This window comes from Actinomadura craniellae (assembly GCF_003289645.1).
Taxonomy (GTDB): Bacteria; Actinomycetota; Actinomycetes; order Streptosporangiales; family Streptosporangiaceae; genus Actinomadura_D; species Actinomadura_D craniellae.
Genome location: NZ_QLYX01000024.1, coordinates 59,100 through 80,163, shown reverse-complemented (window position 1 = coordinate 80,163; position 21,064 = coordinate 59,100). Strand labels below are relative to the sequence as shown.

Sequence of the window (21,064 nt, the reverse complement as noted above, 5' to 3'; positions counted from 1 at the left end):
CATGGCACGCCGTCGATCGCAGACCCCGCCCCCGCCCGACTTCGAGGAGAACATCGTCGACATCGACGTCTCCGAGGAGATGCGGGGCAGCTTCCTGGAGTACGCCTACTCGGTCATCTACCAGCGGGCGCTGCCCGACGCCCGGGACGGGCTCAAGCCCGTGCAGCGGCGCATCCTGTACTCGATGAACGAGATGGGGCTGCGGCCCGACCGCGGGCACGTCAAGTGCGCCCGGGTGGTCGGCGAGGTGATGGGCAAGCTGCACCCGCACGGTGACGCGTCCATCTACGACGCGATGGTGCGGCAGGCGCAGCCGTGGGCGATGCGGCTGCCGCTGATCGACGGGCACGGCAACTTCGGCTCGCTGGGCGGCGACGACATGCCGGCCGCCATGCGGTACACCGAGGCCCGGATGTCCCGCGAGGCGCTACTGATGGTCACCTCGATCGACGAGGAGACCGTCGACTTCCGGCCCAACTACGACGGGCAGGAGACCGAACCCGAGGTCCTGCCCGCCGCGTTCCCGAATCTGCTGGTCAACGGGGCGTCCGGCATCGCGGTCGGCATGGCCACCAACATGGCGCCGCACAACCTCGGCGAGGTCGTCGCCGCCGCCCGGCACCTGATCGACCGGCCGGACGCCACGCTCGACGACCTGATGCGCTTCGTGCCCGGGCCCGACCTGCCCACCGGCGGCAAGATCGTCGGGCTGGACGGCGTCCGCGACGCCTACGCCAGGGGCCGGGGCACCTTCCGCACCCGGGCCACCGTGCAGGTCGAGGACGTCACCCCCCGGCGCAAGGGCCTGGTGGTCACCGAGCTGCCGTACGGGGTCGGCCCGGAGCGGGTGGTCGCCAAGATCAAGGACCTGGTCACCGCCAAGAAGCTGCTGGGCATCTCCGACCTCAAGGACCTCACCGACCGGAACACCGGGCTGCGGCTGGTCATCGAGATCAAGAACGGGTTCCACCCCGAGGCGGTGCTGGAGGAGCTCTACCGGCTCACGCCGATGGAGGAGACCTTCGGCATCAACAACGTGGCGCTGGTGGACGGGCAGCCCCGCACGCTGGGCCTGCGCGAGCTGCTCCAGGTGTACGTCGACCACCGGATCGAGGTCGTCCGGCGGCGCAGCGCCTACCGGCGGCGCCGGCGCGAGGAGCGGCTGCACCTGGTGGACGGCCTGCTGGTGGCGCTGCTCAACATCGACGAGGTCATCCGGATCATCCGCGACAGCGACGACTCGGCGCAGGCCAAGCAGCGGCTGATGCAGATCTTCGAGCTGTCGGAGATCCAGGCGCAGTACATCCTCGACACCCCGCTGCGCCGGCTCACCCGGTTCGACAAGCTGGAGCTGGAGAAGGAGCAGGAGACCCTGACCAGGGAGATCGCCGAGCTGACCGCGATCCTGGAGTCGGAGACCAAGCTCCGCAAGGTGGTGTCGAAGGAGCTGGCCGCGGTCGCCAAGGAGTACGGCACGCCGCGCCGCACCGTGCTGCTGGAGGCGTCCGGCGAGACCAAGACCGCGGCGGTGCCGCTCCAGGTCCCCGACGACCCCTGCCTGGTGCTGCTGTCCTCGACCGGCCTGCTGGCCCGCACCGGCTCCCGCGACCCGCTGCCCGCCGAGGGCGACCGGTCGCCGCACGACATCCTGGTGTCGGTGGTGCCCGCCACCGCCCGGGGCCAGGTCGGCGTCGTCACCTCGGCCGGCCGGATGCTCCGGATGGACGTCATCGACCTGCCGCGGCTGCCGCCCGGGGCCGCCCCGCCGTCGCTGGCGGGCGGCGCGCCGGTCAGCGAGTTCATCGAGCTGGACGCCGGCGAGCGGGTGGTGGGGCTGGGCTCCATCGACGACTCCGGGCCCGGCCTGGCGCTCGGCACCGCCCAGGGGGTGGTGAAGCGGGTGGTGCCCGACTACCCGCCCAACCGGGACGAGTTCGAGGTGATCGGCCTCAAGGACGGCGACTCCGTCGTCGGCGCGGTGCAGCTCGACTCCGAGGACCAGGACCTGGTCTTCATCACCGACGACGCGCAGCTGCTGCGCTTCGCGGCGTCGATCGTCCGCCCGCAGGGCCGCCCCGCGGGCGGCATGGCCGGCATCCGGCTGGCCGACGGCGCGCGGGTGGTGTGGTTCGGCGCGATCGACCCGTCCCGCCCCTCGGTGGTGATCACCATCTCCGGCGCGGCCGAGGCCCTGGAGGGCATGGAGGCCGGCGGCATCAAGGTCGCCGACTACGCCGACTTCCCCGCCAAGGGCCGCGCCACCGGCGGCGTCCGCGCCCACCGCTTCCTCAAGGGCGAGGACTCCCTGCTCCTGGCCTGGGCGGGCCCCGCCCCGGCCCGCGCCGTCTCCCCCGCGGGCAAGCCGGTCCCGCTCCCGGCGGAACTCGGCCGCCGCGACGGCTCCGGCGAACGCCTCCCCACCCCCATCGCCGCCCTCGGCGGCCCCCTCGGCTCGGCCCCGCCGAGCTGACCCGCGACCAGACGTGATCGTTGAGGATAGGTGGTGCCATGACCCCACCTATCCTCAACGATCACCTGTCGGGGTTCGAGCCGTACGGGTGGCCTGCGGCGGTGGCCGGGGGCACACTGGGCGAATGCGCCAGGTATTCGCCCATGACGCGGTCGTGCTCATGCGGGCCGACGATGATCTGCGGGCGCCGGGCGCGGCCGTCACGGTCGCACTGTGCGGGCACTGGAAGCACGAACCGCCGTGCCCGCTGGCGGCCCACCACACCGCCGCCGAACGTTCCGGCGACGAGGTGCGGCTGCGGATACTGTTCGCGGCCGAACCCGCGGACGAGACGGAAGTCCGCGACCGGATCGAGGCCGCCCTGTCCCGGGGCCGCCTCGACGGCCCGGACGGCGCCACCACACGCTGGCGGTTCCGCGGCGCGGCGCCCGGCCCCGTCGGGGAGGACGAGGGCCGGCACGCCGAACGACTCGCCCAGGCATGAGCATCACCGCACCACGGACCGGTAACGGCCACGTGCCCGGTCGGCTGTTAGGACGGCAGGTGTTCCCCGGCACGTATTCGAGTGGCGAAGGCGCGCACGGCGGCAGGCGTGAAGGTCAGGTGCGGTCCATCCGGGTCTTTGGAGTCCCGAATGGCGACCGCTGCACCGAGGTCGGCCAGTTCTACGCAATCATCGCTCTGCCCCTGACTGTGACAGCTTCTGCGCCACACAGCGGCTTCGAACGAAAGCGAGCGATTCATACGCTGACCTGAAGGTCATGGTGTCCGGCGCATAGCTGCGCGGCGAAGACGCGCAGCGTGGATGGGGTGAAGGTCAAGTGCGGACCGTCCGGGTCCTTCGAGTCCCGGACACCGACCACCTCTCCAATACGGGCAAGCTCCACGCAGTTCTGGGTCTGCCCCTGGCTTCGCCGACTCCTACGCCATGCGGCACCTGCGACAAGTGCTGAGCGGTTCATGCGACTTACCTCAGGTCACGGTACTCGGCACGTACCTGTGCGGTGAAGGCCCGCAGCACGGCTGGAGTGAAGATCAAACAAGGTCCGTTCGGATCCTTGGAGTCACGGATTCCGATCACTCCACCGAGTCGAGCCAGTTCCACGCAGTCTTGGCCCAACCCTTGGCTGTAGGAACTCTTACGCCAGACAACACCCTCGAACAAAGGTGACCGATTCATGCGCTCACCTGAGGTCATAGTGTCCAACACGCACCTGCGTGACGAAGGCGCGTAGCACAGTTGGAGCGAAGGTCAAGTGTGGCCCGTCCGGGTTCTTGGAGTCACGGATCCCGACCACCTCGCCAAGCCGGGCAAGTTCCACGCAGTTCTGGGTCTGCGCTTGGCTACGCGAGCTTTTACGCCATGCGGCGTTCTCGAACAGTGATGAGCGATTCATGCCACTTACTATAGATTGCGAAGCATCGTCGAAATGCGATCAACAGTGTCCGAGGGAGATAGAGCCATCGCGTTGAGATGACGGAACACGAGCGCCTGCCGGTTCACCTCCTCAGGTGTCTCCAGGTAGAGCTCCTGCAGACCCATCTCCATGTAGACAATGCTGGAGTCTTCTGGAAACTCCAAGATCACAAACGATCCGGACAGCGCTGGATGCAACCCTGCCCCTACAGGCAGCAGCTGAATGTTGACGTGTTTGAGGCCCTCGGTGTCGATGAGTCGCTGCAACTGGTCCTTCCGCTCCTGCGAGCTGCCGAACGGACGGAGAAGGGCCGATTCGTCGATCACAGCCCACAGATGCAGTGGGTCAGCGTGCTCCAGCACTCGCTGTCGTTCCATTCGAAGCGCCAGCCGGCGCCGCACTTCATTTGGATCATGCACGAGCCCAGCCCTGATGAGCGCCTCTGCATAGGCGGGAGTCTGAAGCAGTCCGGGGATTACGGACTGCTCGTAGGTCAAGAGCCGAGACGCCTCCTGCTCGAAGCCTGTGTAGCTGGGATTGTGAAAGACATCCTGGTAGCCAGCCCACCACCCTCGTTGCCGGGAGTCGCGGGTGAGCTGCAACAGCGCAGCACGCTGTTCGGGGTCATCAATGCCGTAGAGGTCGAGCAGGACCTTGATGTCCTGAACGCTCGGCCGTCGCCAGTCATTGTTCTCGATCCGTGACAGCTTGCCCTTGCTCCACTCCAGTTCCCGAGTCACGTGCTCCGCGGTGAAGCCCGCCGCTTCTCGTAGCGCGCGCAGTTCGCGGGAGAGCCTGCGGCGGCGGACCGTCGGGCGGGGGCGCTGTTCCGTCATGACGTACTCCCAGGTCGATACCGAACGCTACGGGCTTTGCGGAAAATCAGACATAGACCCCCAATAAGGAAAGGTTTCAATGTTGGGGTTGTGAATTAGAAGGTTCCGCATGACTATGAGGGTACCGAGCGTCACCCGCTGTCGCCGGTGAATTCACATTTCCGTCCGTACCGGCGAAGGTCGGGTGCCGTCCCCGCTCGCCGGACGCGTTCCACCGAGGAGCCCCCCGATGAGCAGTGGACGTCCCGGCGACATTCCCCTCGGCGCCGCGTGCGCGTGGCCGCTGATGCCCGACGCGAGCATCGCCGCGCAGGCCCGGCACCTGCTGGGCGGTGTGATGGGCGCGCTCGCCTTTCCCCGCGAGGCGATCGAGGACGGCAGGCTCGCGGTCAGCGAGCTGGCCGCCAACGCCTACCGGCACGCCCGGCCGGTCCGGCCGGGGCCCTTCGGGCCGGTCGCCCCGCCCGAGCTGTGGGTGTGGGCCCGCGCGCATCCCCGTCCCGAGCTGGTGGTGACGGTCTTCGACGGCTGCCGCGACCGCGTGCCGGCGGTGCGGGCCGGGGACCCGCTCGCCGAGCACGGCCGGGGGCTGGCCATGGTCGCGGCGGTGTGCGGCGGGTGGGGCACCGGCCCGTCGCGGTCCCGGCTCGCCGCGCGGCCGGTCGCGGGCAAGACCGTCTGGTTCGCGCTGCCGCTGCCCGACCCGTGGCCGGGTGCCGCGCGCATCGCCCGGCCGTCGCACACCGCCGGGCGGCTGCACGGCCTGCTGGCCCGGCGGGGCGTCACCGGGACCATCACCACCCACGCCAAGGGCGTCTCGCTGGTGGCCGTGCCGAGCTGCCCCAGCATCCGGGTCGAGCCGGTGGCCTTCGGCTACACCGACGCCGACGGCGCACCCGTCCGCCGCCCCCTCACCGACATCCACGACCTCGCCGAACACCTCGTCCAGCGCGTCGAGACGTTCACCGTCCGCCGCACGAGGTGACCGCCGGACGGGGCTCCCCGGCAGGGGTCGGCGAACGGGCGCGTCGAGCGCTGCGCCGGGTTCGGACCTGTCGCGACCGCCGTCCGGAGGACAGCCGAGGTGGGCTACCAGCTGTGACAGCTGATCTGGTTGGGGCTGTCGTCGTCCCGCTCGTTCTCGTCGGACAGGTCGGGCAGCCCGTGGAAGGCGGGCGGATGGGACAGCCAGCCGAAGAGGAACTCGGTCATCGGGACGGGGCCGACGAGACCGTCTTTCATCTGCCTGCCCCATACCGCGGTCGGCCAGCGGTCGGGTTCGCCTTCGGTCAGCCAGCCGAACCAGTTGCCGTCGATGTCGCTGCCCCAGCCCAGGAACCCGCCGGGTTCCGGCCACGCCGCCAGCGGAAGGAGGTCCGGGAACCGCTCCCTCGACTCGCGGTACTGGTCGCCGTGATCACACCAGACCTGATGGTACGTCAGCGTGGTGCCGTAGCTCCGGGGGTCGGCGATCGCGAGGTAACCACCGAACTCACACGACCCGTAGGTGTCGATGAACTCGACGTAGTCCGCGGGCAGGGCGGTGCCCAACTCGGCGAAGACCTGCTGCCAGCTCGATGTTCCGAAGGTCGGTTCCGGTGGAGGGGAGACCCGCGCCATGAGCTTGCTCAGAAACGGGGACGATGCCATGGTCCTCTCCTCCACAGGTCATGCCGTGCGGTCAGTGGAAAACCGATGACAGGCACCAACCGCCCTGCCGTAACCGGCGCAGACAGCGAAGACCATCATGGTTCTGCCGGCCGTCGGTCTTGTCCAGAGACGGCGTCCCGTACAGCATGACTCCATGTTCGTGTCCTACGGACAACGCGACCTCGCGACGGCGGGTGGCACACTCCTGGTATGTCGCGTTCGCGCTGTCGCCAGGTTCAAGTCCTCCTGCTCTGCTCGGCGCTGCTCTGCGGTTGCGGGACGACCGAGGCCGGATCGGCGGGCACGGCCTCGCCCCGGGTGGGGTCCCCGGTGCCCGGTGGGAGCGTGTCCGCCCGGCCGATGCCGCCCGGGGACATGCCGCCCAATTACGGCGACAACAACGCCTGGAAGCGGCGGCTCGAGTTGACGCCCGCCGACCGGCGGGCGGGTGAGGACGCCGCGCGGCGGGTGCGGCCCGCGCTGGAGCGGCTGCGGAAGGCCGGGGACATCTCGCCGGAGGCGGTGCGGAAGGCCCTCGAAGGGCTCGGATTCCCGGGGGATCGGATGGGGGCCCAGCCCTTCCGGTCCGTTCTGGTCTCGCCGCCGCCGGCGGGGGCCGTCTACTACGTGCGGGTCGGGGAGATCGCCTGCGTCACCGGCAGCGTCCGGCCCGAGGGCGTCCTCGTCGAGGTGGGCGGGCCGACCGGTGAGGGTACCTGCCTGGAGCCGTTCTCCCACTGACCCGTGGTGGCCTGTAGCGGACGCCCGGTCATCTTGTAAAAGATTTAGAGGTTTCGGAGGATGGGCGCACGTTTCCCCTAGCGAGGGGGCAGGATGCTCCGTCGATTCCGAGCACTGATCGTGGCGGGCTGTACCGGCCTGGCGTTACTGCCCGGCGGGGCCGCCGCGGCGGCCGACTGCGCGCCGATCTCCGTGACGTCGGCGACCCCGGAGAACTTCTTCTGGAACCCGCTCTTCAACGGCTACGGCAACGACAACACCAGCCTCACGGACTGGACGGCCGGCGACAACAGCATCTCGGTGCAACTGCCCAGCGGCATCGGCGCCAACTCCGGCAAGACCCTCTGGCTGTTCAACGACACCCTGCTCGGCCAGACCCTGGCACCGGCGCCCCCGGGCCAGCCGTACCGGCACCACGCCGGGGGCAAGGGGTTCGCCCGCAACACCGCCGTCGTCCAGAACCCGCCGGACCTCTGGCTGACCCAGACCCTGTACGGGGGCGGGCCGGTGAGCGATCCGCTGCCCTGGATCCGGCACCCCGAGCACCCCGCCAAGCGCTACGAGCTGCTGGGCGCCAGGGTCGAGCCGGCCTCCCCCGGCTCGGTCACCAAACGGCTCAAGATCATGCTGCTGGAGAAGGACGACAGCGTCCCCCTGTACGGCGGCACCCTCGGCTACGGGGTCGCCACCCTCGACCCTGCGAACCTCGCCGCCCCCCTCGGCACCCCCGTCCGGTTCGACGCGGTGGACATCGGGCGCGGCAAGATCTACTGGGGGGTCTCCCTGGTCCCGAAGAGCGACGGCCACACCTATATCTGGGGCGAGTCCAGCCAGACGATCGGCGGGATCTTCGGGAGCAACGCCTACCTCGCCCGGGTCGCCGGGGGCAACCTGCACAACCCCTGGCAGTGGCAGTTCTGGAACGGCTCGTCGTGGACGGCGGCCGGCCGGCAGGACCTGGCCCAGCCCGTGATCACGTTCACCGGCGGCGCGGGCGGCGGCGCCACCGACACCGGGGTGGCGCACGGGTTCAGCGTGCAGCAGGTCGGCACCCGCTACGCGCTGGTCACGATGGACCCGACGGCGGAGAGCGGGTACGGCGTCTACCGGCAGCTCACGATGTACACCATCTGCAACATCGCCGACCCGGAGGCCGCGCTGAACCCGGTGCGCTTCGGCAAGAACCGCTTCGCCGTCGTGCCCGAGGCCGCCCTGCCCAAGCCACCCGGATACGCGGAGTACACCGGCACCTCCGGGGCCTACATGCCGGCCCTGCACCCGCAGTTCACCCACTCGACCGGGCTGCTGCTGAGCTACAGCCTCAACGACTTCGCCCCGGACGGGGCCGGGCTGACCAACATCGCCAACAACGTCAACCGCTACCGGCCCAAGTTCATGCGGGTGGCGGTGAGCTGAGCTCGCGTGCCGGGGACCGCGCCCCCCGGCACGCGGACACGATCAGAAGGGCTCGTTCTCCGGCTTCCACTTGATGCCGCAGCCCAGGCTGGGGGTGTGCGGCTCGGGGACGGGCTCGCCCGCCAGGACGCGCTCCAGCGCGGCGCGCAGCGTGCCGCCGTCGGAGGGCACGTCGTTCTTCGGGCGGGCACCGTCGAACTCGCCGCGGTAGGCGAGCCGGCGGCCGGCGTCGTAGAGGAAGAAGTCCGGGGTGCAGGCGGCCCGGTAGGCCAGCGCGACCCGCTGCGACTCGTCGATCAGGTAGGGGAAGCCGAACCCGGCCCGCTTCGCCTGCTCGCGCAGGTGGGCCGCGTCGTCGTCGGGGTAGCGGGTCACGTCGTTGCTGCAGATCGCCGCGGTGGTCAGGCCCCGGCGCGCGTACTCGGCGGTGACCCGGCCGATCGCGTCCTCGATCCGGCGGACGTACGGGCAGTGGTTGGACAGGAAGACGACCAGCAGCGCGGGCGTCCCGGCGAGGTCGGCGAGCGCGACGTTCTCGCCCTCGATGGACGGCAGGTCGAACTCCGGCGCGGGGGTGCCCAGCGGCACCATGAACGAGTTGACAGCCATGAGTCGATTCTCGCAAAGCCCGCCCCGGCGGGGCGCTGGGCCCCTCAGCCGGTGGCGGCGCGGGGCTGCGGCAGGACGGCGGGGATGGGCTCGGTCTCGCGTTCCGCGGCGGCGGCGACGGCGGCGAGCAGGTCGGCGGGGTCACCGCCGGGCCCGGTGTAGTGCCAGCCGGTGATCAGCCGCTCGCCCGTCGGGGTGGGGCGGAACCGCTCCTCCTCGAAACAGCCTGCCGCCGCCATCCGGGTGACGACCCGGTCGGTGTCGGAGATCTCCTGGACGTACCCCGCCGCGTTGATCAGGGCGACCGCGCAGCGGGCGTTGCGGCCCTCCTCGTCGTCCTCCACCAGGTCGATCCGCCTGCGGGCGGCCGACCGCAGGAAATCGGCGATCATCAAGGTCTTGGGCACGGTCCTCCCCCGCGGCGCTCGGTGTCGCATGCGCACGGTCACGTTCCGTGCTCATGCGATCACCCTGTCGCCGATCGGGGGGCGCGCACCCGCGCTCCACCGGATCTTGACCAGGTCATGATCCTTATTTGTGATCTTCAGGAGGGAAACAGCAGGTCAGGCACCATAGACCGGCTCCGGGGCGGTGGTGCGGGACAGCAGGTCGGCCACCGCCGGGCCGACGTCGGCCGGGTCCCAGCGGGTGCCCTTGTCGATTTCGGGACCGTGGCGGAAGCCCTCCATCACGCAGATGCGGCCGCCGTCGGCCTCGAAGACGCGGCCGGTGACCCCCGCGGACCCGGCCGAGCCCAGCCAGACGACCAGCGGCGAGACGTTCTCGGGGGCCATGGCGTCGAACGCGCCGGGAGCGGGCGGGGCCATGGTCGCGGCGAAGACCTGCTCGGTCATCCGGGTGCGGGCGGAGGGGGCGATGGCGTTGACGGTGACCCCGTAGCGGGCCAGTTCGGCGGCGGCGACCAGGGTCAGGCCGACGATGCCGGCCTTGGCGGCCGAGTAGTTGCCCTGGCCGACGCTGCCCAGCAGGCCGGCCCCGGAGGAGGTGTTGACGATCCGGGCTTCGGGGGTGTGGCCCGCCTTGGCCGCGGCCCGCCAGTGCGCCCCGGCGTGCTTCAGCGGGAGGAAGTGCCCCTTGAGGTGCACCCGCATGACGGCGTCCCACTCGTCCTCGTTGAGGTTGACGAGCATCCGGTCGCGCAGGAAGCCGGCGTTGTTGACCAGCGTGTCCAGCCGGCCGAACGCCTCCAGCGCGGTGGCCACCAGGCCGGCGGCGCCCCGCTCGTCGGCCACGTCGTGGGTGCTGGCCACGGCCTCGCCGCCCAGCGCGACGATCTCGTCCACCACCTCCTGGGCGGGGCCCTGCTCGCCGCCGCCGGAGCCGTCGGCGGACACGCCGAGGTCGTTGACGATCACTTTGGCGCCCTGCCGGGCGAACTCCAGGGCGTGCGCGCGGCCCAGCCCCCGCCCGGCCCCGGTCACGATGACGACACGTCCTGCGCAGATCATCCGTTCTCTCCTTCACGGGCGGGAGGGCACTTGCTACCTTCAGTTCTAACAAATGTTTGGTGGAAAGGTAGCGCATGGGAATCTCCACCACCCGCCCCGGTGCGGGCATCGCCGAGATCGTCGTCGACGCGCCGCCCGTCAACGCGCTGACCGTGCAGGGCTGGTACGACCTCGCCGGCGCCGTGCTCGCCGCCGGGCGCGATCCGGACGTCCGCGTGGTCCTGCTGCGCGCCGCGGGGCGGGGCTTCAACGCCGGCGTCGACATCAAGGAGATGCAGTCCACCCCCGGGCACGGCGCGCTGATCGGCGCCAACCGGGGTTGTTTCGCCGCGTTCGCCGCCGTCTACGACTGCGAGGTGCCGGTGATCGCCGCCGTGCACGGCTTCTGCCTGGGCGGCGGGATCGGCCTGGTCGGCAACGCCGACATCGTGGTCGCCTCCGACGACGCCTACTTCGGGCTGCCCGAGGTCGACCGGGGCGCGCTGGGCGCCGCCACCCACCTGGCCCGGCTGGTACCGCAGCACCTGATGCGCGCCATGGTCTACACCTGCCGCAACGTCACCGCGGCGGAACTGCACCACCACGGCTCGGTGCTGGAGGTCGTACCGCGGGACGCGCTGCGCGACACCGCGCTGGAACTCGCCGGGAACCTCGCCGCCAAGGACCCCTACGTGCTCCGCCGGGCCAAGGAGTCGCTGAACGGCATCGACCCGGTGGACGTGCACCGCAGCTACCGCTACGAGCAGGGCTTCACCTTCGAACTCAACCTCGCCGGCGCCGGCGACCGCCACCGCGACGCCTTCCTGCACGACAACAAGGAGTCCTGAATGGGAACCCCGATGACCGTGGCCGGGATCGTCGGGTCGCTGCGCAGCGGCATGACGATCGGGATCGGCGGGTGGGGGTCGCGGCGCAAGCCGATGGCCCTGGTCCGGGCGATCTGCCGGTCCCCGCTGACCGACCTCACCGTGGTCTCCTACGGCGGGCCGGACGTGGGCCTGCTGTGCGCGTACGGGAAGGTCCGCAAGGTGGTGGCGCCGTTCGTCACGCTCGACTCGATCCCGCTGGAGCCGCATTTCCGGGCCGCCCGGCAGCGCGGCGAGATCGAGTTCACCGAGTACGACGAGGGCCTGTTCATGTTCGGGCTGTACGCGGCGGCGCACGGGCTGCCGTTCCTGCCCACCCGGGCCGGTCTGGGCTCGGACGTCATGCGGGTCAACCCGGACCTGCGCACCGTCCGCTCCCCCTACGGCGACGGCGAGGAGTTCGTCGCCGCCCCCGCCCTCCGGCTGGACGCCGCCCTCGTCCACCTGAACCTCGCCGACGCCCGAGGCAACGCCCGCTACCTCGGCGACGACCCGTACATGGACGACCTGTTCTGCAAGGCCGCGACGGACGCCTACGTCTCGTGCGAGCGGATCGTCACCCCCGCCGAACTCGCCGCGGCGGGCCCGGTGCAGTCGCTGCTGGTCAGCCGGATGCACGTCACGGGCGTGGTCGAGACCCCGCGCGGCGCCCACTTCACCGACTGCCTCCCGGACCACCCCCGCGACGAGCGCTTCCAGAAGGAGTACGCCACCGCCGCCGCGGACCCCGACCTCTGGCCCGAGTTCAAAGCCCGCTACCTGGACGTGGACGAGCCGACCTACCAGGAGGCCACCCGATGAACGTCGACCACCCCGTGATCCTTCAGCTTTCGAGGTGCTCTGACGCCTCGAAAGCCGAAGGATCAGCGAACACCTGCCTCCATGACGTGATCCTTCAGCTTTCAGGGCGCCGTGGCGCACCGAAAGCTGAAGGATCACGGGTGGGAGGGGCCACCCGATGAGCGAAGTGACGCGGGCCGAGGTGTGCGTGGTGGCGTGCGCCGAGGCGTGGCGCGGCGACGGGGAGATCCTGGCCGCCGCGATGGGGACCTGCTCGGTCCTGGGGGCGCGGCTGGCCCGGGCGACCTTCGAGCCCGGCCTGCTGACCACCGACGGCGGGCCGCTGCTGACCGCCGAGCCGATCCCGTTCGGCGCGCCCGCCGGGGACGTCGAGGGGTGGCTGCCGTTCCGCGACCACCTGTGGCTGGTGGCCAACGGGCGGCGGCACGTGATGATGGGCGCGTCCCAGCTCGACCGGTACGGCAACCAGAACATCTCCGCGATCGGCGACTGGGCGCGGCCGAAATCCCAGCTGCTGGGCATGCGCGGCGCCCCAGGCAACACCCGCAACAACCCGACCAGCTACTGGGTCCCCCGGCACTCCACCCGCGTCTTCGTGGAGCGGGTCGACGTGGTCAGCGGCATCGGCTGGGACCGCGGCGCGCACGAGATCCGGCGGGTGGTCACCGACCTGGCCGTGTTCGACTTCGAGACCCCCGACCACCGGATGCGGCTGCGCTCGGTGCACCCCGGTACAACCGTGGCCGAAGTGGTCGAGAACACCGGCTTCGAGCTGGCGATCCCCGCCGACGTCCCCGAGACCCGGCTGCCCACCGCCGAGGAACTGCGCGTGCTGCGCGAGGTCCTCGACCCGCGCGGCCTGCGCGACAGGGAGGTGCGGTCATGACCGTGCCGCCGGGCTCGCCCGCCCACCGGAGGTCCGCGACGTTCCCGGCCGGAAGCCCCGCACGACGGGCGGGAGCGGTCCCGGCTCGCCCACCACGCGTGTTTCACGAGGCCCCCGACCCGCGCGGCCTGCGCGACAAGGAGGAGCGGTCATGACCACGCGGCCGAGCCCGCCCGCCGGCAGACCACGACGTTCCCGACCGAAAACCCGGCACGGCGAGGAGGTGCGGCTGTGAGTGCTCTGCTGGAGACCCCGCTGACCCGGCTGGTCGGGGTGCGGCACCCGGTCGTGCAGACCGGGATGGGCTGGGTGGCCGGGCCCCGGCTGGTGTCGGCGGTGGCGAACGCGGGCGGGCTGGGCGTCCTGGGCTCGGCGACGATGACGGTGGAGCAGCTCGCGGCGGCGATCCGCGAGGTGAAGGAGCGCACCGGCGCGCCGTTCGGGGTCAACCTGCGGGCGGACGCCTCCGACGCCGGCGAGCGGATCGACCTGATGATCAAGGAGGGCGTCCGCGTCGCCTCGTTCGCGCTGGCCCCCCGCCAGGAGCTGATCGCGAAGCTGAAGGACGCCGGTCTGGTGGTGATCCCGTCGGTGGGCGCCCGCCGGCACGCCGAGAAGGTCGCCGCCTGGGGCGCGGACGCCGTGCTGGTGCAGGGCGGCGAGGGCGGCGGGCACACCGGCCCGGTCGCCACCACTCTGCTGCTCCCCCAGGTGGTCGACGCGGTGGACGTCCCGGTGATCGCCGCCGGCGGCTTCTTCGACGGGCGCGGCCTGGCGGCGGCCCTGGCGTACGGGGCGGCGGGCGTGGCCATGGGCACCCGCTTCCTGCTCACCGCCGACAGCGCCGTCCCCGACGAGGTGAAGCGGGTCTACCTCGGCATGTCCGACACCGTGGTCAGCCGCCAGGTGGATGGAATGCCCCACCGGGTGCTGCGCACCGACCTGGTGGACGCGCTGGAGCGCTCGGGCCGCGCCGCCCGCACGGTCCGGGCGCTGCGCAACGCCGCCCGGTTCAAGAAGCTGTCGGGCCTGTCCTGGGGCGCCCTGCTCCGGGACGGCCGGGCCATGAAGCGCGGCAAGGAGCTGTCCTGGTCCCAGGTGCTGATGGCGGCCAACACCCCGATGCTGCTCAGGGCCGCCATGGTGGACGGCCGCCCCGACCTGGGGGTGATGGCCTCCGGGCAGGTCGTCGCCGTCATCGACGACCTGCCGAGCTGCGCCGAGCTGATCGACGCGATCGTCGGGCAGGCCGCCGCGGCGATCACCGGCCAGCAGACCTACCTGACCGCAGGCGCCCCGGCGAGTGATCCTTCAGCTTTCGAGGCGCTATGACGCACCAAAAGCTGAAGGATCAGCCAACCCCACCCTGGAACGATGATCCTTCAGCATCCGAGGCGCCCTGGATGCTGAAGGATCAGCCAGGCTTGGCCCTTGGCCGCTGATCCTTCAGCTTCCAGGGCGCTATGACGCACCGGATGCTGAAGGATCACTCGCCGGAGGCGGCCGTGGTGAGGGCGGCGAACTCGTCGTCCTTGAGGTCGATGCCGGCGGCGGCAACGTTCTCCTCCAGGTGGGCGACCTTGGAGGTGCCCGGGATCGGGAGCATCACCGGCGACCGGCGTAGCAGCCAGGCCAGGGCGAGCTGGGCCGGGGTGGCGCCGTGCCGGCGGGCCGCCTCGTCCAGCGGGCCGCCGGGGCGGGCCAGCTCGCCGGTGGCGACCGGGAACCAGGGGATGAAGGCCAGGTTCTCCCGCTCGGCGTACTCCAGGACGTCCTCGGATCCGCGGTCGACCAGGTTGTAGCGGTTCTGCACCGAGACGATGTCGGTGATCTCCCGGGAGCGTTCGAGGTCCGCCACGCTCACCTCCGACAGCCCGATGTGCCGGATCTTGCCCTCGTCGCGGAGCGCGGCCAGCTCGCCCAGCTGTTCCGCCAGCGGCACCGTGGGGTCGATGCGGTGCAGCTGGTAGAGGTCGATGCGCTCGACGCCGAGGTGGCGCAGGCTCAGCTCGGTCTGCTGGCGCAGGTACTCGGGCCGGCCGAGCGGCCGCCAGTCGCCGGGCCCGGCCCGGGTGAAGCCGCCCTTGGTGGCGATGACCAGGTGCTCCGGGTAGGGGTGCAGCGCCTTGCGGATCAGCTGCTCGCTGACGAAGGGGCCGTAGGAGTCCGCGGTGTCGATGAAGTTCACGCCCAGCTCGACGGTCCGCCGCAGCACCCGCACGGCCTCGTCGGGGTCCTCCGGGTCGCCCCACACGCCGGGCCCGGTCAGCCGCATGGCGCCGAAGCCGAGCCGGTGGACGGGCAGGTCGCCGCCGATCGCGAAGTCGCCGGCGGCCGCGGCGTTCTGCTCGGTCATGGTGGAATCCCCCTCGCTCGTCGGGCACCGGTACGGGCCGGTACCGACCCGGCCGGCGGACACATTCCTACAGATCCAGAAATATCACCATGCAGCGGAACAACCGCACGACGGGGCGACACTCAGGGACCATCCGCTGCATAACAAATGCCAGATTTGGCCGGATCCGGCCACACAACGGGCGTTCCATGCCGAACTTCTCCACCCGGAGCGGCGTCCAAGGCGCAACGATCACAGCCGGTGATCGGGAGGAGGAGAGCCCATGAGCCGTCTGAGCAACGCCACCCGGGCCCTGGTCCGGCCGCGCCGGAACAAGGTCGTGCTGATCGTCCTGCTGGTCGTCGCGCTGATCGCGTCGTTCACCGTGCTCGGCGGCTACACCAGCACCAGCGGCGGCGAGGCCGCGGTGGTGCGCAACGGCGGCCCCTTCGACGACAACCGCGTCCGGGTCGTCCTGGACCCCTCCTCCAGGCGGACCTGGATCGGGATCGGCTCGCAGGTGCACCGCTACCCGGCCCAGCAGCGGTTCTTCACGATCACCACGGACGCCAAGCGGGCCAGCACCCTCGGCGTGGACACGCTCACGATCTCCAGCAACGACGGGGTCAGCCTCGGCATCGAGGGGACGCTGTACTTCTCCCTCAACCGCGACCACCGGGTGCTGCGGGACTTCGACGACCGGTACGGAACCCGCCGGTTCCGCGGCCAGGACAACGAAATGCGCTACCCCTGGGCCGGCGAGGACGGCTGGACGGCCTTCTTCGGGCAGGCCGTCCGCCCGGTCATCGACAACTCGCTGCGCACCCAGATCAGCGGGTTCCGCTGCGCCGACCTGGTGCCCTCCTGCGCCTTCATGCAGCAGGACCCGACCAAGCCGCGCGGGCTGATCACCAACGAGGAGAGCAAGGCCAACTTCACCCGGATCCAGGAGGCCATCAACACCTCCCTGACCGGCGACATCGAGCGGACGCTGGGCGCCCCCTACCTGACCGGCTTCCGGTTCACCCTGACCCGCATCACCCTGCCCCCGGAGATCCAGAAGGCGATCAACGAGGGCCAGGCCGCCATGGCGCAGCTGTACAAGGCCCAGGCGGACGTGCGGCGGGCGCAGGCACTGGCCGCCGCCGACAAGGCCCGCCAGGAGGGCTACCGCGCCTGCCCGGTCTGTGCCGAGATCGACAAGCGCAACGGTCAGCGGTGACCGGCCGGTAGCGTGCGGCGGGTGAACAAAAACTACGTGCAGCCGGCCGTGTGGTACGCGACCCTGCCGACCGCCTACCTGACGGCGCAGGCACTGTTCACCGACGAGCGCGACCGGGTGCTGCTGGTCAAGCCGAACTACCGGGAGCACTGGGGGTTCCCCGGCGGGATCGTCGAGGACGGCGAGGCCCCGCACCGGGGGGTGGCCCGCGAGGTCGAGGAGGAGCTCGGCCTCACGGCCGAGATCGGCGACCTGCTCGTGCTCGGCTGGCACCCCCCGGAGGGCGAGCGGCCCCGGTCGACCATCAGCTTCCTCTTCGACGCCGGGGTCATCGCCGACCCCGGCCGGATCCGGCTGCAGTACGAGGAGCTCGACGCCTTCGAGTTCGTCCCCTGGGAGCGGGCCCCCGAGCGGCTGGCGCCCGGCGTCGCCCCCCGGATCCCCGCCGCCCGCCGCGCCCGGGAGAGCGGCGGCACCGTCTACCTCCCCGACGGCCCGCCTCACCGGGCGTGACCCGCCCGGTGCGCCCGATGTCACCGCCCGATTACCGGCGGCTGATGGGAACGTAACGGCGCGCTGCTGTGCTGGGCCGATGACGGAGCAGAGCATTTACGAGGCCATCGGCGGCGAGGACGCCCTGGTGGCCGTGGTCGACGACTTCTACGTCCGGGTGCTGGCCGACCCCGAGCTCCAGGGCTTCTTCGGCGGGACGAACATGGCCCGGCTCAAGGGCCGCCAGGTCGAGTTCTTCGCCGTGGCCCTCGGCGGCCCGCACGAGTACACCGGCAAGCCGATGCAGGAGGCCCACCAGGGGCTGGGCATCACCCAGCACCACTTCGCCCTGGTCGCCGGGCACCTCACCGACACGCTGACCGCCGCCGGGGTCCCCGGCCCCACGGTCGAAACGATCATCGGCGCCGTCGCCCCGCTCGCCGACGAGATCGTCTCCGCCCCGAGCCCGGCGTAACGGTCAGGTGGGGGCGGGCAGCGGCGCCTCGCCGGGGACGCGCAGCCGGGTCAGCACCTCCAGGGGGTCGGCCAGGACCTCGGCGAAGGCGAGCTCGGCGGCACCGAAGAGGGTGGCGTCGTCGCCCAGGTCGGCGGTGCGCAGCTTCACCCGCTCCCGGGAGGCGGCCAGGGTCTGGACGGCCAGGCGGGAGCGGACCTGGGCGGCCGAGCCCAGGTAGATGTCCCGCAGCGTGCCACCGAAGACGATCATCTCGGGGTTGAAGATGTTGACCAGGTTGGCGACCCCGTGACCGAGCCAGTCGCCCACCCGGTGCAGGGCACCGCGGGCCGCGGCGTCGCCCAGGTCGGCGGCGTCCACCACGGCGCGCACCGCGTCGCGGCCGGCCTGGGCGTCGGCGGGCAGGCCGGCGTACTCCAGCAGGGTGGGCTCGCCGACCTCGGCGTCCAGGCAGCCCCGGGAGCCGCAGTCGCAGCGCCGCCCGCCGGGGTTGACCACCATGTGGCCGATCTCGCCGGCGTAGCCCTCGGCGCCGCCCAGCAGCCGCCCGCCGACGATCAGGCCGCCGCCGATCCCCACGTCCCCGTGCAGGTAGATCAGGTTGGCGCAGCCGACCCCGACGCCCCGCTCGTGCTCGGCCAGCGCCCCCAGGTTGGCGTCGTTGCCGACCGCGACCGGCAGCCCCAGGCCCAGCCGCCGGGCCAGGACGGGGGCCAGTTCCAGGTCGCGCACCCCGATGTTGGGCCCGAACCGGACCATGCCGTCCGACTGCCGGACCGTGCCGGGGAACGCGGCCCCGACGCCCACGCACACCGAGTCGCGCCCGGCCTTGCGCACCAGCCGGCGTGCGAAGCCGACCAGCGCGCCCACCACCTCGTCGGGGTCGAACGCGCCGCGCGGGCGGGCGGCCTCCCGCCGGTCGAGCACCACCCCGCCCAGCCCCACCCGGGCGGCGGCCAGCCGGTCCACGCCCACGTCGAACGCCAGCGCGTACACCTGGGTGGACTCCGGGCGCACGACCAGCGACGGCCGCCCCGCCCGCCGGCCGGTGTCGCGCGGCAGTTCCTCGCGGACCAGGCCGGCGGCGGTCAGGTCGGCGACCAGCGCCAGGATCGTGCTGCGGTTGAGCCCCATGCCTTCGGCCAGCACCGCCCGCGAGGCGGGACCCCGCAGATGGATGTGCCGGAGGAGGGTGCCGAGGTTGTGCCGCCGGATCTCCTCCTGTGACGGTCCGCCCTTCATAGCGTCGGCGTCACCCGGCCCGAGGTGATCAGCTCCACGACCTGGGTGTGGGTGACTTCCGACGCCCGCACCTGGGCGACCGTGCGGCCCAGGAACAGCGCGGTGATCCGGTCGGCGACGGAGAAGACGTCGTTCATGTTGTGCGAGATCAGCACCACGGCCAGCCCCCGGTCGGCCAGCTTCCGGGCGGCCTCCAGCACCTGCTGGGCGTGGGCCAGGCCGAGCGAGGCGGTCGGCTCGTCGAGCACCACGACCCGGCTGCCCCACAGCATGGCCCGGGCGATCGCCACGCTCTGCCGCTGCCCGCCGGCCAGGCTGCCCACCGGCCGCCGCACCGACCCGACGGTGCGGATCGACAGCGCGGCCAGCGCCTGGGCGGCCCGCCGCTCCATGTCGGCCTCGTCGAGCACCAGGCCGCGGCGGCGCTCGCGGCCCAGGAACATGTTCTCGGCGACCGACAGGTTGTCGCACAGCGCGAAGTCCTGGTGGACGATCTCGATGCCCAGCTCGGCGGCGTCGCGGGGGCCGCTCACCCGGACCGGGCGGCCCTCGAAGAGGACGTCGCCGGCATCCATCGGGAGGATGCCGCCCAGGCACTTGATCAGCGTGGACTTGCCGGCCCCGTTGTCGCCCACCAGGGCGGTCACCTCGCCGGGGTGGACCGAGAGGGCGGCCTCGTGCAGCACCTGCACGGGGCCGAAGCTCTTGTCGACCCCCCGCACGTCGAGAAGGGGCGTCACGGGCGGCTCCCACCGGGGGGATGCTCCGGTCGGGAGCCCGGAGCGGGCAACGAGCCTACCAGCCGGGTCCGCCACGGGACGGGCCCGGCCGGTGAGGTTCATCGGCCCGTGGCCGCCCGGCGGCGGCGGGCCAGCGCGTCGATGCTGGCGGCGAACAGCAGCACCAGGCCGGTGATCAGCATGTTGGCGTACGCCTTGGCGCCCAGCAGGCCGAGGCCGTTGTCGATGGTCGCGATGACCAGGCCGCCCAGCAGCGCGTCGTGCGCCCGGCCCTTGCCGCCGAACAGGCTGGTGCCGCCGATCACCGCGGCGCCGACCGCGTACAGCAGCGTGGTGTTGGCGCCCAGGTCCGGGGTGACGGAGTTCAGCCGGGAGGCCAGGACGATCCCCGACAGCGCCGCCAGGAACGAACCGATCATGAAGACCGACATGCGGATCCAGGTCACGTTGATGCCGGCCCGCCGGGCGGCCTCGGCGTTGCCGCCGACCGCGTACACGTGCCGGCCGTAGACCGTCCGGCCCAGGACGAACGTGCAGACGACGACCAGCAGCGCGACCAGCGGAACGCCCCAGGGCACGCCGCGCAGGTCGAACGACGGGGTCGCGGCGCGGTTCAGGCTCAGCAGGTAGGTGCCGCCCAGGACGGCCACCGCCAGCACGGTGATCCGCGCGGCGGTCACCCCGAACGGCCGGCCCGCCAGGCCCCGCTTCCGCTGCCGCTGGTGGCGCAGCAGTTCGACGGCGGCGAAACCGGCGACGCAGACCAGCGCCAGCACCCAGCCCAGCCAGATCGGCATGTTGCGGTTGGCCAGGGCCACCACCACGTCGTCGCGGACCGGGACGGTGCCGCCGTCGCCGATCAGCCGCAGCGTGATGCCCTGCAGGCCGAGGAACAGCGCCAGGGTGACCACGAACGACGGTATGCGTACCAGGGACACCAGCGCCCCGATGGCGGTGCCGATGACGAGCCCGGTGACCAGTGCCGCGGCGACCGCGACGAACCACGGCTGGCCGGCCTCGACGATCAGTTTGGCCATGACTGCGGCGCAGACCCCGCTGGCCACCCCGGCCGACAGGTCGATCTCGCCGAGCAGCAGGACGAAGACCAGCCCGAGGGCCAGGATCGTCACCGGCAGGGCCTGCACGAAGAGGTTGGCGATGTTGCCCTTGCTGAGGAAGGTCTCCGGGCGCAGCACCGTGAACAGCGTGACCAGCGCCACCAGGCCGAGGATCGCCGGCAGCGAGCCCAGGTCGCCGGAGCGCACCCGGGTCCAGTAGTCGGTGAGGGCCGTGCCGAGGGTCTGCTCGCGCCGGTCGGCCGCGAAGCCCGAGTCGGCCAGGTTCGCCGCAACTTTCACCGCGGCCTCCTTGTTGGTTCGGATGGACATCAGGAAGC

25 protein-coding genes are annotated in these 21,064 nt (G+C 71.6%); 12 read left to right on the top strand and 13 right to left on the bottom strand.

Going from position 1 to position 21,064, the window contains the following annotated elements:
- The first annotated feature begins 1 nt into the window (after position 1).
- Both DPM19_RS33525 and DPM19_RS33520 read left to right on the top strand, forming a co-directional pair.
- A complete protein-coding gene (locus DPM19_RS33525; RefSeq protein ID WP_111872118.1) occupies positions 2-2,470 on the top strand; it encodes a DNA gyrase/topoisomerase IV subunit A in 2,469 nt (822 codons plus the stop codon).
- Positions 2,471-2,594: 124 nt separating this feature from the next.
- Positions 2,595-2,954, top strand: a complete 360-nt coding sequence (locus DPM19_RS33520) for a hypothetical protein (RefSeq protein WP_111872117.1) — start codon at positions 2,595-2,597, stop codon at positions 2,952-2,954.
- Positions 2,955-3,001: 47 nt separating this feature from the next.
- Here the strand turns inward: DPM19_RS33520 and DPM19_RS33515 are convergent, their stop codons facing one another.
- From DPM19_RS33515 to DPM19_RS33495, 5 genes are read right to left on the bottom strand one after another with little or no spacing between them, the layout of a single operon-like run.
- Entirely contained in the window at positions 3,002-3,214 is a 213-nt protein-coding gene (locus DPM19_RS33515; protein ID WP_111872116.1) for a DUF397 domain-containing protein, read from the bottom strand.
- Entirely contained in the window at positions 3,211-3,432 is a 222-nt protein-coding gene (locus tag DPM19_RS33510) for a DUF397 domain-containing protein (protein WP_111872115.1), read from the bottom strand. The genes DPM19_RS33515 and DPM19_RS33510 overlap by 4 nt, the downstream gene beginning before the upstream one ends.
- A 5-nt stretch (positions 3,433-3,437) precedes the next feature.
- Entirely contained in the window at positions 3,438-3,650 is a 213-nt protein-coding gene (locus DPM19_RS33505; RefSeq protein ID WP_111872114.1) for a DUF397 domain-containing protein, read from the bottom strand.
- A 4-nt stretch (positions 3,651-3,654) separates the two neighbouring features.
- Positions 3,655-3,867, bottom strand: coding sequence for a DUF397 domain-containing protein (locus DPM19_RS33500; protein ID WP_111872113.1), 213 nt, complete (start codon positions 3,865-3,867; stop codon positions 3,655-3,657).
- An 8-nt stretch (positions 3,868-3,875) separates the two neighbouring features.
- The gene (locus DPM19_RS33495) at positions 3,876-4,724 is read right to left on the bottom strand and encodes a helix-turn-helix domain-containing protein (protein WP_111872112.1); all 849 of its coding nucleotides are present in this window, start codon (positions 4,722-4,724) and stop codon (positions 3,876-3,878) included.
- Positions 4,725-4,953: 229 nt separating this feature from the next.
- Between DPM19_RS33495 and DPM19_RS33490 the strand changes: the two genes are divergently transcribed.
- Entirely contained in the window at positions 4,954-5,709 is a 756-nt protein-coding gene (locus DPM19_RS33490) for an ATP-binding protein (RefSeq protein WP_111872111.1), read from the top strand.
- 104 nt (positions 5,710-5,813) lie between these two features.
- Here the strand turns inward: DPM19_RS33490 and DPM19_RS33485 are convergent, their stop codons facing one another.
- Entirely contained in the window at positions 5,814-6,374 is a 561-nt protein-coding gene (locus DPM19_RS33485; RefSeq protein WP_111872110.1) for an SMI1/KNR4 family protein, read from the bottom strand.
- Between the two features lie 210 nt (positions 6,375-6,584).
- Between DPM19_RS33485 and DPM19_RS33480 the strand changes: the two genes are divergently transcribed.
- The gene (locus DPM19_RS33480) at positions 6,585-7,115 is read left to right on the top strand and encodes a hypothetical protein (protein WP_146779092.1); all 531 of its coding nucleotides are present in this window, start codon (positions 6,585-6,587) and stop codon (positions 7,113-7,115) included.
- Positions 7,116-7,208: 93 nt separating this feature from the next.
- Positions 7,209-8,531, top strand: a complete 1,323-nt coding sequence (locus DPM19_RS33475; RefSeq protein ID WP_146779091.1) for a DUF4185 domain-containing protein — start codon at positions 7,209-7,211, stop codon at positions 8,529-8,531.
- A gap of 42 nt (positions 8,532-8,573) precedes the next feature.
- On the opposite strand, the gene DPM19_RS33470 is transcribed toward DPM19_RS33475, so the two are convergent.
- The 3 genes from DPM19_RS33470 to DPM19_RS33460 form a co-directional block, all read right to left on the bottom strand.
- On the bottom strand, positions 8,574-9,140 hold the full coding sequence (locus DPM19_RS33470) for a thioredoxin family protein (RefSeq protein ID WP_111872107.1): 567 nt from the start codon (positions 9,138-9,140) through the stop codon (positions 8,574-8,576).
- A gap of 44 nt (positions 9,141-9,184) precedes the next feature.
- The gene (locus DPM19_RS33465) at positions 9,185-9,547 is read right to left on the bottom strand and encodes a hypothetical protein (RefSeq protein WP_146779090.1); all 363 of its coding nucleotides are present in this window, start codon (positions 9,545-9,547) and stop codon (positions 9,185-9,187) included.
- A gap of 156 nt (positions 9,548-9,703) precedes the next feature.
- On the bottom strand, positions 9,704-10,609 hold the full coding sequence (locus DPM19_RS33460; protein WP_111872105.1) for an SDR family oxidoreductase: 906 nt from the start codon (positions 10,607-10,609) through the stop codon (positions 9,704-9,706).
- A 74-nt stretch (positions 10,610-10,683) separates the two neighbouring features.
- Between DPM19_RS33460 and DPM19_RS33455 the strand changes: the two genes are divergently transcribed.
- The 4 genes from DPM19_RS33455 (at position 10,684) to DPM19_RS33440 (ending at position 14,494) form a co-directional block, all read left to right on the top strand.
- On the top strand, positions 10,684-11,436 hold the full coding sequence (locus DPM19_RS33455) for an enoyl-CoA hydratase family protein (protein ID WP_111872104.1): 753 nt from the start codon (positions 10,684-10,686) through the stop codon (positions 11,434-11,436).
- Entirely contained in the window at positions 11,437-12,276 is an 840-nt protein-coding gene (locus DPM19_RS33450; protein ID WP_233511085.1) for a CoA transferase subunit A, read from the top strand.
- 157 nt (positions 12,277-12,433) lie between these two features.
- Positions 12,434-13,162 (top strand): CoA-transferase subunit beta, encoded by a 729-nt coding sequence (locus tag DPM19_RS33445; RefSeq protein WP_111872103.1) that lies wholly within the window; start codon positions 12,434-12,436, stop codon positions 13,160-13,162.
- Positions 13,163-13,393: 231 nt separating this feature from the next.
- Positions 13,394-14,494, top strand: a complete 1,101-nt coding sequence (locus tag DPM19_RS33440) for an NAD(P)H-dependent flavin oxidoreductase (RefSeq protein WP_233511083.1) — start codon at positions 13,394-13,396, stop codon at positions 14,492-14,494.
- A gap of 154 nt (positions 14,495-14,648) precedes the next feature.
- Here the strand turns inward: DPM19_RS33440 and DPM19_RS33435 are convergent, their stop codons facing one another.
- On the bottom strand, positions 14,649-15,518 hold the full coding sequence (locus DPM19_RS33435; protein WP_111872102.1) for an aldo/keto reductase: 870 nt from the start codon (positions 15,516-15,518) through the stop codon (positions 14,649-14,651).
- Between the two features lie 262 nt (positions 15,519-15,780).
- On the opposite strand from DPM19_RS33435, the gene DPM19_RS33430 reads away from it, so the two are divergent.
- The 3 genes from DPM19_RS33430 to DPM19_RS33420 all read left to right on the top strand — a co-directional run bounded on the left by DPM19_RS33430 (position 15,781) and on the right by DPM19_RS33420 (position 17,686).
- The gene (locus DPM19_RS33430) at positions 15,781-16,719 is read left to right on the top strand and encodes an SPFH domain-containing protein (protein ID WP_111872101.1); all 939 of its coding nucleotides are present in this window, start codon (positions 15,781-15,783) and stop codon (positions 16,717-16,719) included.
- Positions 16,720-16,740: 21 nt separating this feature from the next.
- Entirely contained in the window at positions 16,741-17,232 is a 492-nt protein-coding gene (locus DPM19_RS33425; RefSeq protein ID WP_111872135.1) for an NUDIX domain-containing protein, read from the top strand.
- 79 nt (positions 17,233-17,311) lie between these two features.
- Positions 17,312-17,686, top strand: coding sequence for a group I truncated hemoglobin (locus DPM19_RS33420; protein ID WP_111872100.1), 375 nt, complete (start codon positions 17,312-17,314; stop codon positions 17,684-17,686).
- Between the two features lie 3 nt (positions 17,687-17,689).
- On the opposite strand, the gene DPM19_RS33415 is transcribed toward DPM19_RS33420, so the two are convergent.
- From DPM19_RS33415 to DPM19_RS33405, 3 genes are all read right to left on the bottom strand, one after another.
- Entirely contained in the window at positions 17,690-18,928 is a 1,239-nt protein-coding gene (locus DPM19_RS33415) for an ROK family transcriptional regulator (RefSeq protein WP_111872099.1), read from the bottom strand.
- Positions 18,925-19,668: an ATP-binding cassette domain-containing protein gene (locus DPM19_RS33410; protein ID WP_233511082.1), complete on the bottom strand. Its 744-nt coding sequence runs from the start codon at positions 19,666-19,668 to the stop codon at positions 18,925-18,927. The genes DPM19_RS33415 and DPM19_RS33410 overlap by 4 nt, the downstream gene beginning before the upstream one ends.
- A 98-nt stretch (positions 19,669-19,766) precedes the next feature.
- Entirely contained in the window at positions 19,767-21,056 is a 1,290-nt protein-coding gene (locus DPM19_RS33405) for a sugar ABC transporter permease (RefSeq protein WP_111872097.1), read from the bottom strand.
- Positions 21,057-21,064 lie beyond the last annotated feature (8 nt).

Excerpts from the sequence above, each read along its gene's own strand:
- DPM19_RS33460 (WP_111872105.1), bottom strand. The coding sequence starts at position 10,609 with ATGATCTGCGCAGGACGTGTCGTCATCGTGACCGGGGCCGGGCGGGGG.
- DPM19_RS33515 (WP_111872116.1), bottom strand. The coding sequence starts at position 3,214 with ATGAATCGCTCGCTTTCGTTCGAAGCCGCTGTGTGGCGCAGAAGCTGT.
- DPM19_RS33435 (WP_111872102.1), bottom strand. The coding sequence starts at position 15,518 with ATGACCGAGCAGAACGCCGCGGCCGCCGGCGACTTCGCGATCGGCGGC.
- DPM19_RS33455 (WP_111872104.1), top strand. The coding sequence starts at position 10,684 with ATGGGAATCTCCACCACCCGCCCCGGTGCGGGCATCGCCGAGATCGTC.
- DPM19_RS33430 (WP_111872101.1), top strand. The coding sequence starts at position 15,781 with ATGAGCCGTCTGAGCAACGCCACCCGGGCCCTGGTCCGGCCGCGCCGG.
- DPM19_RS33445 (WP_111872103.1), top strand. The coding sequence starts at position 12,434 with ATGAGCGAAGTGACGCGGGCCGAGGTGTGCGTGGTGGCGTGCGCCGAG.
- DPM19_RS33495 (WP_111872112.1), bottom strand. The coding sequence starts at position 4,724 with ATGACGGAACAGCGCCCCCGCCCGACGGTCCGCCGCCGCAGGCTCTCC.
- DPM19_RS33525 (WP_111872118.1), top strand. The coding sequence starts at position 2 with ATGGCACGCCGTCGATCGCAGACCCCGCCCCCGCCCGACTTCGAGGAG.
- DPM19_RS33500 (WP_111872113.1), bottom strand. The coding sequence starts at position 3,867 with ATGAATCGCTCATCACTGTTCGAGAACGCCGCATGGCGTAAAAGCTCG.
- DPM19_RS33450 (WP_233511085.1), top strand. The coding sequence starts at position 11,437 with ATGGGAACCCCGATGACCGTGGCCGGGATCGTCGGGTCGCTGCGCAGC.
- DPM19_RS33505 (WP_111872114.1), bottom strand. The coding sequence starts at position 3,650 with ATGAATCGGTCACCTTTGTTCGAGGGTGTTGTCTGGCGTAAGAGTTCC.
- DPM19_RS33490 (WP_111872111.1), top strand. The coding sequence starts at position 4,954 with ATGAGCAGTGGACGTCCCGGCGACATTCCCCTCGGCGCCGCGTGCGCG.
- DPM19_RS33480 (WP_146779092.1), top strand. The coding sequence starts at position 6,585 with ATGTCGCGTTCGCGCTGTCGCCAGGTTCAAGTCCTCCTGCTCTGCTCG.
- DPM19_RS33485 (WP_111872110.1), bottom strand. The coding sequence starts at position 6,374 with ATGGCATCGTCCCCGTTTCTGAGCAAGCTCATGGCGCGGGTCTCCCCT.
- DPM19_RS33405 (WP_111872097.1), bottom strand. The coding sequence starts at position 21,056 with ATGTCCATCCGAACCAACAAGGAGGCCGCGGTGAAAGTTGCGGCGAAC.
- DPM19_RS33415 (WP_111872099.1), bottom strand. The coding sequence starts at position 18,928 with ATGAAGGGCGGACCGTCACAGGAGGAGATCCGGCGGCACAACCTCGGC.
- DPM19_RS33470 (WP_111872107.1), bottom strand. The coding sequence starts at position 9,140 with ATGGCTGTCAACTCGTTCATGGTGCCGCTGGGCACCCCCGCGCCGGAG.
- DPM19_RS33520 (WP_111872117.1), top strand. The coding sequence starts at position 2,595 with ATGCGCCAGGTATTCGCCCATGACGCGGTCGTGCTCATGCGGGCCGAC.
- DPM19_RS33510 (WP_111872115.1), bottom strand. The coding sequence starts at position 3,432 with ATGAACCGCTCAGCACTTGTCGCAGGTGCCGCATGGCGTAGGAGTCGG.
- DPM19_RS33475 (WP_146779091.1), top strand. The coding sequence starts at position 7,209 with ATGCTCCGTCGATTCCGAGCACTGATCGTGGCGGGCTGTACCGGCCTG.
- DPM19_RS33420 (WP_111872100.1), top strand. The coding sequence starts at position 17,312 with ATGACGGAGCAGAGCATTTACGAGGCCATCGGCGGCGAGGACGCCCTG.